This window comes from Pseudarthrobacter sp. NPDC055928, assembly GCF_042270935.1.
Lineage (GTDB): Bacteria > Actinomycetota > Actinomycetes > Actinomycetales > Micrococcaceae > Arthrobacter.
Genome location: NZ_JBHJZH010000003.1, coordinates 25635 through 41017 on the forward strand (window position 1 = coordinate 25635; position 15383 = coordinate 41017).

The 15383-nt window shown below is 64.3% G+C and carries 15 protein-coding genes; 9 read left to right on the forward strand and 6 right to left on the reverse strand.

From position 1 onward, the window contains the following. Positions 1-81 precede the first annotated feature (81 nt). From ACFC25_RS05335 to ACFC25_RS05355, 5 genes are all read left to right on the forward strand, one after another. A complete protein-coding gene (locus ACFC25_RS05335) occupies positions 82-339 on the forward strand; it encodes a DUF6458 family protein (RefSeq protein WP_337345576.1) in 258 nt (85 codons plus the stop codon). Positions 340-620: 281 nt separating this feature from the next. Continuing rightward, positions 621-1424, forward strand: a complete 804-nt coding sequence (locus ACFC25_RS05340; protein ID WP_337345626.1) for a DeoR/GlpR family DNA-binding transcription regulator — start codon at positions 621-623, stop codon at positions 1422-1424. Beyond that, complete coding sequence (locus tag ACFC25_RS05345) at positions 1421-2455, forward strand: 1-phosphofructokinase family hexose kinase (RefSeq protein WP_376044381.1); 1035 nt, start codon at positions 1421-1423, stop codon at positions 2453-2455. The genes ACFC25_RS05340 and ACFC25_RS05345 overlap by 4 nt, the downstream gene beginning before the upstream one ends. A gap of 2 nt (positions 2456-2457) precedes the next feature. Then, complete coding sequence (locus tag ACFC25_RS05350) at positions 2458-4521, forward strand: fructose-specific PTS transporter subunit EIIC (protein ID WP_376044382.1); 2064 nt, start codon at positions 2458-2460, stop codon at positions 4519-4521. A gap of 68 nt (positions 4522-4589) precedes the next feature. After that, complete coding sequence (locus tag ACFC25_RS05355) at positions 4590-4865, forward strand: HPr family phosphocarrier protein (RefSeq protein ID WP_131133329.1); 276 nt, start codon at positions 4590-4592, stop codon at positions 4863-4865. 192 nt (positions 4866-5057) lie between these two features. On the opposite strand, the gene ACFC25_RS05360 is transcribed toward ACFC25_RS05355, so the two are convergent. Together ACFC25_RS05360 and ACFC25_RS05365 are read right to left on the reverse strand one after the other, a co-directional pair. Further along, positions 5058-5390, reverse strand: coding sequence for an SRPBCC domain-containing protein (locus ACFC25_RS05360; RefSeq protein WP_376044383.1), 333 nt, complete (start codon positions 5388-5390; stop codon positions 5058-5060). 97 nt (positions 5391-5487) lie between these two features. Continuing rightward, positions 5488-6333, reverse strand: coding sequence for a class I SAM-dependent methyltransferase (locus tag ACFC25_RS05365; protein WP_376044384.1), 846 nt, complete (start codon positions 6331-6333; stop codon positions 5488-5490). Positions 6334-6618: 285 nt separating this feature from the next. Between ACFC25_RS05365 and ACFC25_RS05370 the strand changes: the two genes are divergently transcribed. Further along, positions 6619-6885, forward strand: a complete 267-nt coding sequence (locus ACFC25_RS05370) for a Rho termination factor N-terminal domain-containing protein (RefSeq protein WP_337345571.1) — start codon at positions 6619-6621, stop codon at positions 6883-6885. A gap of 81 nt (positions 6886-6966) precedes the next feature. Here the strand turns inward: ACFC25_RS05370 and ACFC25_RS05375 are convergent, their stop codons facing one another. Further along, on the reverse strand, positions 6967-8070 hold the full coding sequence (locus ACFC25_RS05375) for a Ku protein (protein WP_376044385.1): 1104 nt from the start codon (positions 8068-8070) through the stop codon (positions 6967-6969). 40 nt (positions 8071-8110) lie between these two features. Between ACFC25_RS05375 and ACFC25_RS05380 the strand changes: the two genes are divergently transcribed. Next, positions 8111-10585, forward strand: a complete 2475-nt coding sequence (locus ACFC25_RS05380) for an ATP-dependent DNA ligase (protein WP_376044386.1) — start codon at positions 8111-8113, stop codon at positions 10583-10585. 117 nt (positions 10586-10702) lie between these two features. Here the strand turns inward: ACFC25_RS05380 and ACFC25_RS05385 are convergent, their stop codons facing one another. Both ACFC25_RS05385 and ACFC25_RS05390 read right to left on the reverse strand, forming a co-directional pair. Continuing rightward, positions 10703-10963: a hypothetical protein gene (locus ACFC25_RS05385; protein ID WP_337345568.1), complete on the reverse strand. Its 261-nt coding sequence runs from the start codon at positions 10961-10963 to the stop codon at positions 10703-10705. A 68-nt stretch (positions 10964-11031) separates the two neighbouring features. Further along, positions 11032-11265, reverse strand: a complete 234-nt coding sequence (locus ACFC25_RS05390) for a hypothetical protein (RefSeq protein ID WP_376044387.1) — start codon at positions 11263-11265, stop codon at positions 11032-11034. 486 nt (positions 11266-11751) lie between these two features. Here ACFC25_RS05390 and ACFC25_RS05395 point away from each other — a divergent pair, with 486 nt between their 5' ends. Both ACFC25_RS05395 and ACFC25_RS05400 read left to right on the forward strand, forming a co-directional pair. After that, the gene (locus tag ACFC25_RS05395; RefSeq protein ID WP_337345566.1) at positions 11752-13347 is read left to right on the forward strand and encodes an MFS transporter; all 1596 of its coding nucleotides are present in this window, start codon (positions 11752-11754) and stop codon (positions 13345-13347) included. Between the two features lie 191 nt (positions 13348-13538). After that, positions 13539-14627: an FUSC family protein gene (locus ACFC25_RS05400; RefSeq protein ID WP_376044388.1), complete on the forward strand. Its 1089-nt coding sequence runs from the start codon at positions 13539-13541 to the stop codon at positions 14625-14627. Here ACFC25_RS05400 and ACFC25_RS05405 read toward each other — a convergent pair. Further along, a complete protein-coding gene (locus ACFC25_RS05405) occupies positions 14595-15362 on the reverse strand; it encodes an SDR family NAD(P)-dependent oxidoreductase (protein WP_376044389.1) in 768 nt (255 codons plus the stop codon). The genes ACFC25_RS05400 and ACFC25_RS05405 overlap by 33 nt on opposite strands. Between the last annotated feature and the right edge of the window lie 21 nt (positions 15363-15383).

Here is a 15383-nt window from a genome sequence, read left to right on the forward strand (position 1 = left end):
GGCTCTGCTTGGCAAACAAACGAACACGTCCTGCAGTTCCAGAAGTACCGCCCACAATCCGCGGACAATAAGGAGCAAGTCATGAGAATCGGTTCTTCAATCTTCCTCATCGCCATCGGCGCCATCCTGGCCTGGGCTATCGCACCGGGGCTGATTCCCTTCGTGGATCAGGTACTGATCGGGTACATCCTGATGGCGGTAGGCGTTATCGGGCTCATCGCCTCGCTGATCCTGGCCTCACCCGGACGCAGCCGGAGGGTGAGCGAAACCCGCTCGGTAGTGGACCCCAACACGGGAGAACGCATCACGCGCAACGAAAGCCGCGACGGAAACCTGTAACCTCCGGACGGCAAGCGCCACACTATGAACCCCACGAGCCGGGTCGGACCACAACGGTCCGGCCCGGCTTTTCACTGCCCCGCGACCCCAAAAATCTTGTCCAGGTGCGGGGACTTCCGTCCCGGTTAACTCCTTGGAAGTGGACAAAAGCTCCTGCGTACTTTGTTTCATGTGGGTTTCCATTGACAAACCAACACAAACAAAGATAAAGTCAAGTAATTCCACATCATGTGATGCCAGTCACTCAGAAATCCAGCAGGACTTTACGCAACGGAGGGTATGTGTTCGCCGAGGAGCGCCAGCAGAAGATTGCCGAGCTTGTTGCCGGCAGCGGCCGGGTCAGCGTGACCCTGCTGGCTGAGCGCTTCCGCATCACCACCGAAACCGTCCGCCGGGATCTCGCGACCCTGGAAAACGCCGGGACAGTTCGCCGCGTCCACGGCGGTGCCGTCGCGGCAGACCGGTTCAGTACCACCGAAGAAAGCATCAACGAACGCTCGGTCCAGCGCCCCGACCAAAAGCGGCGCATCGCCGAAGCAGCCATGGCTTTGGTTCCGCAAACCTCCTCGGGAAGCATCCTGATCGACGCCGGCTCCACCACCGAAGTCCTGGCCGAATTGCTCTCCCGGCGCACCGCCGTCGAACCTTCCGCGGCCGGAGCTGAAGCCGAGCTCGTGGTGATCACCCACGCCGTACCCATCGCCGCCAAGCTCTCCAGCACGCCCGGAATCGCCCTCCAGATCCTCGGCGGCCGGGTGCGCGGCCTCACCCAGGCCGCTGTAGGGCAGGCAACAGTGGATGCCGCCCACCGGCTGCGTCCGGACGTCGCCTTCATCGGCACGAACGGCATCCACCCCAGTTTTGGCCTCAGCACTCCCGATCCTGAAGAAGCTGCCGTCAAAGCAGCCTTCGTCCATTCGGCACGCCGCATTGTGGTGCTGGCCGATTCCTCCAAGCTGGACGCAGAAACACTGGTCCAGTTCGCCTCCCTGAAAGATCTGGACACCTTGATTACAGACAGCGAGCCCAGCCCGGAACTGGCGGCAGCCCTGACAGAGGCCGGCGTTGACGTGGTGATCGCGTGATCGTCACTTTCACAGCCAACCCCAGCCTGGACCGCACGGTAGCCCTGCCCGGCCCGCTTGAACGCGGTGAGGTCCAGCGCGCCGTTTCGGTCAGCCAGGAATCCGGTGGCAAAGGCGTCAATGTTTCCCGGGCCCTGGTCGCCTCGGGCCTGCAGACCATCGCAGTACTCCCGGGCGGCGACGGCGATCCCGTCCTGGCCGGACTGCACCACGACGGCGTCCCGTTCGCCGCCCTGCCCATTGACGAGCCACTGCGCACCAACGTGGCCCTCACCGAACCGGGCGGCGTCACCACCAAGATCAACGAGCCCGGGCCGGTCCTGAGCGCAGAAGAGCAGGAAGCCCTGATCATGCTGCTCCTGGAGCGCGCCCGCGGCGCCAGCTGGGTAGTCCTGGCAGGTTCCCTGCCGCCGGGCTTCCCGGCCGACTTCTACGCCACCGTCGCGCGGCGTCTGCGTAGTTCCGCCGGCACTGGTGACGGTCCCGGGGCCGACGGCGGCGTGCCGCTCATCGCCGTCGACTCCTCTGGCGGGCCGCTCGTGGCCGCCGTTACCGGCACCTCGCCGGACGATGTGATGCAGGACGGTGTGTCCGGGAAGCCGGACCTCCTTAAGCCCAACGCCGAGGAACTGGCGGAACTGGCTGCAGCAGCCGGCTTCGCCACGGTGTCAACCGCAGACGAACTCGAAGCGGATCCGCAGGCCGCCGCAGCGGCCGCCGCCGCCGTCGTGCGTTCCGGTGTGGGTGCTGTGTTGGCAACTCTCGGATCCAAGGGAGCTGTCCTGGTTACGGCCGACGGCGCGTGGCTGGCCACGCATCCGCCGGTCGCCGCGGTCAGTACGGTCGGCGCAGGCGATTCGTCGCTGGCCGGCTACCTGCTCGCCCACGGCCAGGGCGCCGCCCCGGCCGATTGCCTCCGTCAGGCTGTGGCACACGGTGCCGCCGCCGCCTCCCTGCCGGGTTCCACTGTCCCGGCAGTCCACCAAACCACCCCGGATGCCGTAACCATCACGGCCCTTCGAAAGGATTGACAGTGACTCAGCTCATCACCACAGAACTGGTCGAGCTCGACCAGAACCTGGGCAGCTCGCCCGAGGACGTGATCCGGCACCTGGCCAGCAAAGTAGCTGCCGCTGGCCGCGCCACCGAAGTCGAAGGCCTCTTTGCCGATGCCTTTGCCCGCGAACAAAAGACCGCCACCGGCATCCCGGGCGGCATCGCCATCCCGCACTGCCGCTCCGAGGCCGTCACCGTTCCCACCCTTGCCATGGCCCGCCTCAACCCTAAAGTGGACTTCGGCGCCAAAGATGGCCCGGCGGACCTGATTTTCTTCATCGCCGCCCCCGGGGGCGCAGACCAGGAACACCTCAAGCTGCTGTCCAAGCTTGCCCGTTCCCTGATCAAGAAGGACTTCACGGCAGCCCTGCGCAATGCATCCTCCCGTGAGGAAATCGTTGAACTCGTGGACGGCGCACTGGCGGACAAGCCGGCAGCCCACGCAGGTGCTGTTCCCGCTGACGCGCCGCCGGCAGCTGTTCCGGCAGGCTCAACCAGCACTGCTGGCACTGCAGCCGCAGGCCCCAAGCGCATCGTCGCTGTGACCGCGTGCCCCACCGGCATCGCCCACACCTACATGGCCGCCGACTCGCTGGTCGCTGCTGCCCAGGAAATGGGCGTGGACCTGCAGGTTGAGACCCAGGGCTCCTCCGGCGCCAAGCCGCTGGACCCCGCGGTCATCGCCGCCGCCGACGCCGTGATCTTCGCGGTGGACGTGGACGTCCGTGGCAAGGAGCGCTTCGCCGGCAAGCCCGTGATCAACGCACCCGTCAAGCGCGGCATCGACGAGCCCGCCAAGATGGTCCAGGAAGCACTCGCTGCAGCCGATAATCCGAATGCGCGCCGCGTCCCCCACTTCGGGGCGGAGGAACAGGCCGAGAACGAGGCCACCGAAAAGGGTGAGCACATCGGCCAGAAGCTGAAGAAAGCCCTGCTGACGGGCGTCAGCTACATGATCCCGTTCGTCGCCGGTGGCGGCCTGCTGATCGCCCTTGGCTTCCTGATGGGCGGCTACCTGATCACCGATTTCGCCGACGCGATCGTGGTGGACAACAACCTCTTCAACCTGCCCACCGAATTCCCTGATAACGCTTGGGGCCCGCTCGGCGCCTACCTCGGTGCCGTGCTCTTCAAGATCGGCGCCCTGTCCATGGGCTTCCTGGTCCCTGCGCTGGCCGGCTACATCGCGTACGCCATCGCCGACCGGCCAGGTATTGCACCCGGCTTCGTTGCCGGTGCCGTAGCCGGATTCATGGGTGCAGGCTTCCTCGGCGGCATCGTTGGCGGCCTGCTCGCCGGTTACATCGCCCACGTGATTGGAAGCTGGGCCGTGCCCCGTTGGCTCCGCGGCCTGATGCCTGTTGTCATCATTCCGTTGCTGGCCTCGATCGTTGCATCAGGCGCGATGTTCCTCTTCCTCGGTGGGCCCATCAAGTCCCTCACCGATGGACTGAACGCGTGGCTGTCCGGCCTTACCGGCGCAAGCGCCATCGTCCTGGGAGTCATCCTGGGCCTCATGATGTGCTTCGACCTCGGCGGCCCGGTCAACAAGGTCGCGTATGCGTTCGCCGTCGCCGGCCTGGGTGCCGCCACGGTAGACAACCAGGCTCCGTGGCAGATCATGGCAGCCGTCATGGCTGCAGGTATGGTGCCGCCGCTGGCTATGGCTCTGGCATCGACGGTCCTGGACAAGAAGCGCTTCAGCCTGGCTGAGCGCGAAAACGGAAAGGCCGCCTGGCTGCTGGGAGCTTCCTTCATCTCCGAAGGGGCCATCCCGTTCGCCGCTGCCGACCCGCTCCGCGTCATCCCCGCCAGCATGCTGGGCGGAGCCGTCACGGGCGCCATCTCCATGGCGGCAGCAGTGGGATCCAAGGCCCCCCACGGCGGCATCTTCGTGTTCTTCGCCATCGACAACTTCCTGATGTTCGTCGTCGCGATCGTGGTAGGAACCGTGGTGACGGCCTTGTCAGTGATTGCACTCAAGCGCTGGGCCGTCCGCGAACCCGCTGCTACCGTGGAGTCCGTTCCCGTAACGGTCTGACCCGGCTTCAACCACAACGTAACAACGGCGCCAATCCAACAGGGCGCCGAAAGACAAAAGGAGCAAAAATGCCAGAACGCACCGCAACCGTCGCCAGCCGTGTAGGCCTGCACGCCCGTCCCGCCGCGATCTTCGCAGAGGCCGCCGGCGAGTACGACCTCGACATCACTATCGCCCGTGAAGGCGAGCCGGCCGACGAAGCGATGGACGCCGCCAGCATCCTGTCCCTGATGAGCCTGGGTGCCTCCCACGGCGATGTTGTGGTGCTTCGTGCCGAGGGCACCGGCGCGGACGACGCCCTGGAGAGCCTCGTGAAGATCCTGGAAACGGATCACGACGCGTAAGTAGCCGCGTTGTTCGACTAGCAGAGTCGTTCGACTGGCAGTGTGCCGACGGCCGCCGTCGTGCCCCTCCCCTTGTGGGAACGGGCACGACGGCGGCCGCTGGCTTTTAAGCGTCCCACTTCCCAACTAGGTAGCAGCTGATGTCGTTATGAGCGCCCATAACGACATCTGCTGCTACCTAGTTGGGCGGGGTTAGCCGCGTTCGGTGATTTTCTTGACGTCCGCCACGAGCATGTCCCACATGCCCTGGGAGTGCTCGGCCGCCTCTTCGGTGGCGTTGTTGTCCTGCGAGAGCGTGAGCTGCGTCCTGCCGTCCGTCTCCTCCAGCGTCCACGTCAGGGTGTGGTAATTTTCAGGCGCGTCCTGCTCACCGCCGAGCGGGCTGAAATGCGTGTGGACCAGTTTCTGGCCAGGTTCGAATTCGAGGATGTAGCCCTTATCTTCGTAAGGCTTGCCCTCCCACTCTCCGCGCCAGAGGATGGGCCCACCGACGGTCCAGTCCGTGACCAGGTCTGCGCCGAACATAAAATCTTCACGGCAGCCGGATCTGTGATGACGTGCCAGACGCGGCTCGCGGGCGCATCGATGGTGACTGTGGAGGTTGCCACGTGGTTTCCTGGCATTATTTGGACTTCCTTGCCGTGAGCAGCAGGTATTCCCATTCCATTTGCCACGCGGCGTCGCCATGGGCATCGCCGAAGGAGTCGGCAAGTTCCGTGAGGGCCTGGTCCAGGGCTTTGACCTTTTCTTCGTCCTCGGCGATGAACTTGTACACCGAAATGGTGGGACCGTAGTGGGACTTGAAATACCGCAGGAAATCCTCCGGCTGGTGGAAGCTGTGGATGACCACCGTGCGCTTCTCCGCCTTGATGTCAGTGATCCTGTCCCCGAACAGCTCCCGCACGTGGTCCTCTGTTCCCCAGAGCGGCGGCGGTGATGCCCCGGGTGGCGGCGGGGGTGCGAACGGCTTCATGGTGGCGAACATCTTCCCGATGAACCCTTCAGGCGTCCAGTTCAGCAGGCCGATGGTGCCGCCGGGCTTGCATACGCGCACGATTTCATCCGCACCGGCCTGGTGGTGAGGTGCGAACATCACGCCCAGGCATGACATCACCACATCAAACTCGTTGTCCCCGAACGGCAGGGCCTCCGCGTCGGCTTCCACCCATTCAAGCTCTGCGCCGCGGTCGGCTGCCTGGTGGCGTCCAGCGTCGAACAGTTCGGGTGTCAGGTCACCGGCAACCACATGGGCGCCCATCATGGCCGCAGGAATGGCAGCGTTGCCTGCCCCGGCAGCAACATCCAGGACCCGCTGCCTGGCTTTGACTCCACACGCCTCAACCAGGATGGCGCCGAGGTCCAGGATCAGTTCGCTGGCTAGTGCGGGGTAGTCTCCCGAGGCCCACATGGCCCGGTGCTTCTGCTTCAATGCACGGTCGGCCTCTTTGACGTCCGTTGTGTCATTCATGTCGGTGTCCCTCTCCTGTGACAGGTTCTGAGTGACAGCACGCTGTGCAAACAGTGGAGGCTGTGATGCGACCCATTGTGGCCGCAGCCGGCCGGGGTGTAAAGCGCCCGGAGCTGCGTGCGGATCCATAAAGCAAGCAGCCTTAGTGTTTCCTTGTTTTTGCGCGGACCCGGACATAGCGTGGAAGCCTGACCAGCGAAGACAGTGGTTGCGACGTCCGATCCCAGGATGAGGGACCACCAACTGCTGGGCACGCCTTACCCACACTGCTTGAAGGAGGATGACATGCCAGGGAAGAAAAACCCGAGCCTGAAGGACCCCGAGCTGTATGAGGAACTGCGGGAGGACGGTGCGTCCAAGCAGAAGGCGGCCCGCATTTCGAACGCGGCAGCCAAGAAAGGCCGCTCTTCCGTGGGCCGCAAAGGCGGAAAGTCAGGCGACTACGAGGACTGGACCGTTCCGCAGCTCAAAGCGAAGGCCAAAGAAATAGGCCTCAAAGGCTACTCCGCCAAGAAGAAGAGCGAGCTTATCTCCGCGCTCCGGAACTCCTAGGCGGCCGCCATCTCCGCACCAGCCGTTCGACTGCCCGGAGCGTCAGGGCCCCTTGCTCGGCCGCGCCTAGCCGTTACAGGATCAGGCACCCTTACGCGCCCGCGTCGTCGTGGCCTTTGCCGCAGGCTTGGCGCTGGCAGTCCTAGTGGTGGACTTGGTGGCGCTGGTTTTAGCCGTGCTCGATTTCGCTGCAGTGGACTTGGTTCCGGCGGCTTTGGCGGCAGTGGATTTCGCCGTACTGGATTCGGCCGTGCCGGATTTCGCAGTACTGGATGTACCCGACTTTGCTGCTCTCGATTTAGCGGCGGTGGACTTGGCGGCAGCACCTTTGGTTCCGGTGTCCGCCTCCTCCTCGGCCTCTTCGTCCTCGCCGGCGCTGGCAGCGGGCGCCGCAGAGCCCCCTCGCTTCCGGTCCAGGCTGCGCTTGAGGGCTTCCATCAGGTCGATGACCTCGCCCTTGCCGCCTTCGCCGGCCTCCACTCCGAAGGTCTCGTCGGTGTCCAGGGAGTCGCCCTTTTCCAACTTGGCTTCGATCAGCGTCCGGAGCTGGATCTGGTAGTCGTCGGTGAAATGGTCCGGATCGAAATCGGCGGCCATGGACTCCACCAGCGCCGCGGACATTTCGCGTTCCTGGGCCGAGATGCGGACGGATTCATCCAGGGCCGGGAAGTTTGCTTCGCGGACCTCATCGGGCCACAGGAGCGACTGCAGCACCAGTACGTCGTCCTTGATGCGCAAAGCTCCCAGCCGGGTTTTCTCGCGCAGGGCGAACTGGACAATGGCCACCCGGTCCGTGTCCTCAAGGGCCCGGCGCAACAGGACGTACGCCTTGGGCGATTTCGAGTCCGGCTCCAAGTAGTAGCTCTTCTCGAACATCATGGGTTCCAGCTGCTCCGACGGGACAAACTGGACCACCTCGATCTCGTGGCTGTTCTCCGCCGGAATGGACTTGAGCTCGTCCTTGGACAGGACAACAGTCCGGCCACCCTCCTCAAATGCCTTCTCAATGTCCGAATAATCAATGATCTTGCTGCACACCTCGCAGCGCCGCTGGTACCGGATCCTGCCGCCGTCGGCGTTGTGGACCTGGTGGAGGCTGATGTCGTGGTCCTCGGTGGCGCTGTAGACCTTCACGGGCACGTTGACCAGGCCAAACGCGATGGCACCTTTCCAGATGGCTCTCATGCCTCAAGTGAACCGCACACAGGGCCGGAGGTGAAGACCCTTGGCCGGTGCTAAGGAACGTGTCAGGGTGGCGGGGCGGGAACTGACCCTGACCAACCTGGACAAAATCATCTATCCGGAGACCGGCACCACCAAGGCCGATGTCCTGGCCTACTACGCAGCCGTGGCACACGTCCTGATCCCGGCCGCAGCCAGCCGCCCGGCAACCCGCAAGCGGTGGGTCAATGGCGTGGGCACCGCGGCGGAACCCGGCGAAGTGTTCTTCCAGAAAAACCTGGAGGACTCGGCGCCAGGCTGGCTCCCCCGGGCCGCCATCACGCACAAGGACCGGACCATCTACTACCCCATGGTCAACGATCCCGCCACCCTCGCGTGGTTCGGCCAGATCAACTCGTTGGAAATCCACGTGCCGCAGTGGAAGGTCGATTCCCACGGCAAGCAGCTGAATCCGGACCGCCTGGTTTTGGACCTGGATCCCGGCGAAGGTGCTGGCCTGGAGGAATGCGTTGAGGTGGCCTTCCTGGCGCGGGCCATCCTGCAGGACGTCGGACTGGACCCCATCCCTGTGACGAGTGGCAGCAAGGGCATCCACCTCTACGCCGGCCTGGACGGAACCCAGACCTCGGACCAGATTTCTGACTTTGCCCACGAACTGGCCAGGGCCCTTGAGGCCGACCATTCCGATCTCGCCGTCAGCGACATGAAGAAAACCCTCCGCAAGGGCAAGGTCCTGGTGGACTGGAGCCAGAACAGCGCGGCCAAGACCACCATCGTCCCGTACTCCCTCCGCGGCAGGCACACCCCCACGGTGGCTGCTCCGCGGACCTGGCGGGAGCTCAGCTCCCCCAACCTCCAGCACCTGGATTACAAAGCGGTGATGCGGCGGGTGAAGGCGGGCAAAGACCCCTTCGCCGCGCTCGGCACCGGAACCGGGGCCGGGCACCCGGGAAGCGCGGTAGAAGACCAGCACGACGGCGGCGCTCATCCCCGCTTGGAACGGTACCGTTCGATGCGCGATCCAAGCGCGACGCCGGAACCTTTCACAGGCGCTGAGGGAACCGGAAACACCTTTGTGATCCAAGAGCACCACGCCAGTAGGCTGCACTTCGACTTCCGACTGGAGTACGACGGTGTGCTGGTGTCCTGGGCCCTGCCCAAGGGCGTTCCGGAGACCGGCGGCAAAAACCACCTGGCGGTCCAGACCGAGGACCATCCCCTGGACTACGCCACGTTTGAGGGCACCATTCCGAAGGGGCAGTACGGCGCCGGGGAAGTCACCATCTGGGACCACGGAACCTACGAACTCGAGAAATGGATCAACGGCCGGGAGGTCATCGCCACCCTGACCGGTTCCGAAGGCGGGGGCCTGGGTGGAACCAAGAAGTTCGCGTTAATCCATACCGGCCGTGGGCAGGGCAAAGATTCCGAAGGGCAGTGGCTGATCCATCTGATGGACAAGGACCACCACACTTTCCATCCGCGGAAGGCACCGGCGGAAGAGGAGGAGCCCGAGGAGCCCGCGGCGAAGGAAGACGGGGAGCATCCACCAGCGATCCGCGCTGAAGATTTCACTCCCATGATGGCCACTGCCGGTGCCGCTGCAGATCTTCACGGCAGCGACTGGCAGTTTGAGCTCAAATGGGACGGTGTCCGCGCCGTGATCGTCGCGGACGAAAAGAAGATCCGCATTTTCAGCCGCAATGGCAACGACGTCTCCGCAACCTATCCCGAGCTCACCGACAGGACCTGTTGGCCGGACCGGCCATTCGTCGCCGATGGTGAGATCATCGCCGTCGGGCCTTCCGGCAAACCCGACTTTGGCGTGCTCCAGGGGCGCATGAAACTGACCCGGCCCGCCGACGTCGCCAGGGCGCGTATCGCAATCCCGGTCCGCTTGATGCTTTTTGACCTCCTGTTCGACGGCGGGAAGGACCTCCGCCGCCTTCCGTTCGACAAAAGGAGGCAGTGGCTGGAGGAGTTTCACGAGCCATCGGCCTGCCCCGTGGAGCTCTCCCCAGTCCTGGACGACCGGATCGAGCACATCCTCGAAAGCGCACAGGAGTTGGGGCTCGAGGGCGTCATGGCTAAGCGGACGGACAGCCGGTATGTCAGCGGCCAGCGGACCAGGACCTGGATCAAGATCAAGCTGGAGCAGACCCAGGAAGTGGTGGTGGGCGGCTGGCGGCCGGGCAAGGGCGGGCGCCGGAGTTCGGTGGGGTCACTCCTCGTCGGCATCCCGGAAGGCAACAAACTGCGATACGTGGGCCGGGTTGGCAGCGGATTCAGCCTGCGTGAACTTGAGGAACTCCGCCGGAAAATGGACGATCTTGCCCGGAAGACGTCACCGTTCAACGACGTGCCCCGCGAGGACGCCTCGGACGCCCGTTGGGTGAGTCCACGGCTGGTCGGTGAGGTGACGTTTGGGGACTGGACGGGCTCTGGGAAGCTCAGGCATCCGGTGTGGCGCGGCTGGCGGCTGGACAAAAACGTGGACGAAGTGGTGACGGAAGTTTAGCGTCGGCGCTGCTGCTGGCGAGGCGTCAATTTACCCTGGGACACGGAAAAGACCTGGGGACCCCCGAATTCGGGGGTCCCCAAGTCTTTTCCGTGTCGTCAGGTCAGATGCGTTTCCCTAGGATGAGTGCGGCATCTGCGGGCGGCTGGTCCGGTGCACCGCCGTGACGGCGGCCTCGTGGCCCATCCGCCCTGGTGCTGAACCGTGTTCCTTAGGATGCCGGCGCTTGCCGTTTCCGTCAGGCCAGCGCTTCTCCCCAGCCATGGCAGTGGTCACGGCGATGGTGGCCGGACCTGGCATGGCTGGGGTGTCCATGGCCGCGGCGATATGGTCCGCGACCTCCGGTTCGATCTTGGTTCCAGCATGTTTTTCAGCCATTTTCTTCCTTTCCGCAGTGAAATGAAGTGTTACCGACAGTGGGTCTGACTTGCCTTGCCGGGCCGGCGCTACCAGCGGACTTTCTTCTGGGCCGGCCCTTGCTTACCACTTGCATGGGTCGGTTTGTGGCTCTTGCCGACGCTTTGCAGTCCGGCGTCGCCGCCGCGGGACTTACTGGCCAGCATGGCCCGTTGCGCTTCGGTGAGACCTGCACGGATGCCTTTGGCGTCGGCGTGCTCTGCCATTTCGTCGGCGTGGGCCGCGGAAGACGCGTCGTTGCCGGGAGCGTTTTGTTCAGTCATGGGTGGAACCTTTCTGAGGAGGATTTGCTTGTCTGGCGAGTTCAGCGTGGACGGGGCCAGAGATCCGGGCCGCAGGCGTCCGCCTACTCAAAAATCAGTATTCCCATGCCACAACAATAGGCAGCATGCGCCCGGCTTGTGAACCCCCGGATTGCCGGGTCTCCCTGGATTCCAAACTTGCCCGGACCTTCCGGAATTGCCGTGGCGGGCGTCACTTTTAGTCGCGGATCGGCCATCAAAAGCAGCCAAAAACCCGCGCTGAAGAAAAAGATTGCATAACGATGGCACGCACCCGCCGGATTCCCAGTGATGGCGCGGCGAGAGCGGCGAAAAGAAATCAGATGACAAACCCCGAAAATGCCCTGAAACAGGTGATCCTACGGCATCGAACTCTGAATTGCCACAGAATTCGCGTAAAATTGAAGGCCTGCCCAGAGCGGGGCAGCTACAAGTCGCAAGCAAATGACCTCCATAGGAGTCGCCCAAATGCCCATAGACCGAAGCGTGACCGACTCTTCAGCAGGCGCTACCAGCGCCAGCGGAACCAACAATGTAATGCCACCCGCACCACCCAGTGGGCGGAAACCAAGGATTCTGACACGTCGACGGCTCAAAGAGTCCGATGTGAACGTCGTAGACCAGCCGATGCTGAAAAAGGCGCTCGGCGGAACCATCGTGGGTAACACCATGGAATGGTTCGACGTCGGCGTATTTGGCTACCTGATCACCACCATGGGGCCAGTCTTCCTCCCCGAGGCCGACAAGTCCGTCCAGACGCTGTTCCTGCTGGGAACGTTCGCCGCCACCTTCATCGCCCGTCCACTCGGCGGTGTGGTCTTCGGCTGGCTCGGCGACAAGGTGGGGCGGCAAAAAGTACTCGCCGCAACACTGATGCTCATGGCGGCGAGCACCTTCGCCGTCGGACTGCTTCCCGGCTATGCGCAGATCGGCATCTGGGCCGCTGCGCTGCTGGTGATCCTCAAGCTCGTGCAGGGCTTCTCCACCGGCGGTGAATACGCCGGTGCCACCACGTTTGTGAGCGAATACGCCCCGGATAAGCGCCGCGGGTTCTTTGCAAGCTTCCTGGACATGGGCAGCTACCTTGGCTTCGCCCTGGGTGCCGCGCTGGTGTCTGTCCTGCAGCTGACCCTTGGCCAGACCGCCATGGAGGAATGGGGCTGGCGCATTCCGTTCCTGATCGCTGGTCCGCTGGGCCTGATCGCTATCTACTTCCGGAACAAGATCGAGGAATCCCCCCAGTTCCAGGCAACCCTGGACGCCCAGGAATCCCTCGGCCAGCACGCGGCCGCAGCTGACGTCGACGCCGCTAAGGGTCCTGTTGGGATCGTGAAGGCCTACTGGCGTTCGCTTATCGTGGCCATGATCCTTGTGGCCGCCGCCAACACCGCCGGCTACGCCCTGACGTCCTACATGCCGACGTACCTCACTGAATCCAAGGGCTACGACCCCGTCCACGGAACGCTGCTGACCATCCCCGTGCTGGTCATCATGAGCCTCTGCATTCCCCTGACAGGAAAGCTGTCTGACCGGATCGGCCGCCGCCCTGTGCTGTGGATCGGTGCCATCAGCACCGTGGTGCTGGCAACCCCGGCGTTCCTGCTGATCGGCATCGGCGAGGTCTGGTCGACACTGGCCGGCCTTTCCCTGATCGCCTTCCCGGTGACGTTCTATGTTGCGAACCTTGCCTCGGCGCTGCCGGCGCAGTTCCCGACAGCCAACAGGTACGGCGCGATGGGCATTGCCTACAACTTCGCCGTGGCCATCTTCGGGGGCACCACCCCGTTCATCGTGGCAGCTCTGATCACCGCGACCGGTGACGACATGATGCCCGCCTACTACCTGATGGGCACCTCCCTGATTGGCGCCGTCGCGATTTACTTCCTGAAGGAATCAGCCCAGCGTCCGCTGCCCGGCTCCATGCCCAGCGTGGACACCCAGGCTGAGGCCAGGGAACTGGTGGCCACCCAGGACGATAACCCGCTGATCGACCTGGACGACATGCCATTCGAAACCCAGGACATTACCGATGCCTCGGCGGACAAGGTTACGGCCGGAGTCTAGGCAACAATCTCAGCACAGCAACACTAACCGGCCTTTCCTGGCCGTCTTGTAGCCGCCGTCTTTGCAGCCCGCTCAAAGGCCCGTCCCGCGCGCTTTCCTTGGGGGAAGCACGCGGGGCGGGCCTTAGCCGTGCCCCGGGAGATAATTCTGAGATGCCGCCGGTCCAAGGCAAACAACAAGAGGAGGGTGCCGTGAAGTCCGTAGTCCGGCAGGTTCGCGCCCTCCACCGGCTGGAACCCGCGAACAACGACCACCTGGCCGCGCTCCGCGTTGCCCTGAGCGTCGCCGTCCCGTCCCTCCTCCTCCTGGCCCTGGGCCGTGCGGACCTGATCATCTACGCGGTTTTCGGCGCCTTGACGGGAATGTATGGACGGTCCGAATCGCACCAACTGCGCCTTCGGCACCAGTCCCAAGCGGCCCTGGTACTCCTCAGCGGCGTAGCCGTAGGCGTTTTCCTGTCCGTCAACCAGCTCCAGTCCTGGTGGTTGGTGGCTGTCGAGGCGGTGCTCGCGGGAGTCGGATCAGTGTATTCGGACCGCGTGAAGCTCAAACCCAACGGCCCATTCTTTGGCATCCTGGCCCTGGGCGCCTGCGCATCGGTCCCCCTGGCGGTCCCCTGGTATGCCCCCCTGCTGATTGCGGCAGGAGCAGCAACTTTCTCCATGATGGTGGGCTTCGCCGGGTGGGTCCTCGGCCGGGCCTGGCAGGCGGGCGCCGCACGGGACGTCGTCTCCCTCCGCGGTGCTGCCGGCCGTGCGGCTGCCGTCCATGCGGCCAGGTACACGCTGGCAGTCGGGCTGGCCGGAACCCTCGGGGTGATGAGTGGCAGCGGGCACCCGCATTGGGCCATGGCGGCTGCTGCCGTCCCATTGGCCGGTGCCGACCTCCCGAGCCGGGTCCGGCGCGGCATCCACCGCATTGTGGGGACATTCCTCGGGCTGGCCGTCACCGCCGTCGTCCTTGTTCCGGCGCCCTGGTCCTTCGCACCGCTTTTCGTTGCCCACCAAGTGGCTGTCCTGGCCATCCTGGTGATCGTATTCCAGTTCAGTACTGAGCTTTTTATGGCGCGGCACTACGGCCTGGCCATGGTCTCCTTCACGCCGGTGATCCTCCTGATGACGCAGCTGGCAGCGCCTATCGACCCCTCCCTGCTCATCCTGGAGCGCGGAGTGGAAACGTTCGTGGGCGCGCTTGTAGGCATTCTGGTGGTGGTGGCGGTGAGGACCCGACCAGCCGGAGTTGCTCCGCTATTTAGCCTTGCGCGCCGGGCCCGTGAGTAGCCTGTCCGGCAGCACCCGCGCCGCCACAGCCACGGCCTTATAGCGTTTCGACGGGATGGACACCGCCTTGCCGCGGAGGTTGTCCGCCAATCCTTCACGCACTACCCGCTCGGCTGTCAGCCAGGTCCAGGCCGGCGTCACCGATTTGTCCGCCCCCATCCGGTCGTGGAACTCGGTGTGCGTGAAGCCCGGGCACACCGCCGTGACCTTCACACCGCGCGGTCCGTAGGCCACGTTTGCCGAGCGGCTGAAGCTGAGCAGCCACGCCTTCGCAGCCGCGTAGGTTCCGCGCGGGAGGAATGCGGCAATACTGGATACGTTGATGATCCGGCCGGAACCGCGTTCGAGCATGCCCTGAAGCGCGGCGTGGGTCAGTTCCATGGCGGACTCCACGTGCAGCTTCAGATGCTGCTTCTCCGCCGAGATGTGGCTCTCCTCGAACTTGTGCAGCAGGCCGGTTCCCGCGTTGTTAACCAGGACGCCCACCGGGCTTTCCACGGCGGTGAGGCGGCCGACGACGGCGGCCACACCGGCGTCGTCCGTCAGGTCCGCGGGCAACACCTCAGCCCTGATCCCGTACCGCCGTTCCAGGCCTGCCGCTGTTTCCTGGAGCCGGGCCCTATCCCGGGCCACCAGCACGAGGTTGTGGCCTTGGGCCGCCAACTGCCGGGCGAATTCGGCGCCCAGGCCTGCGCTGGCTCCGGTGATCAGGGCCGTGGTGGTTTTCGTCGCCATCCTTTGAGACTATCCCGACGG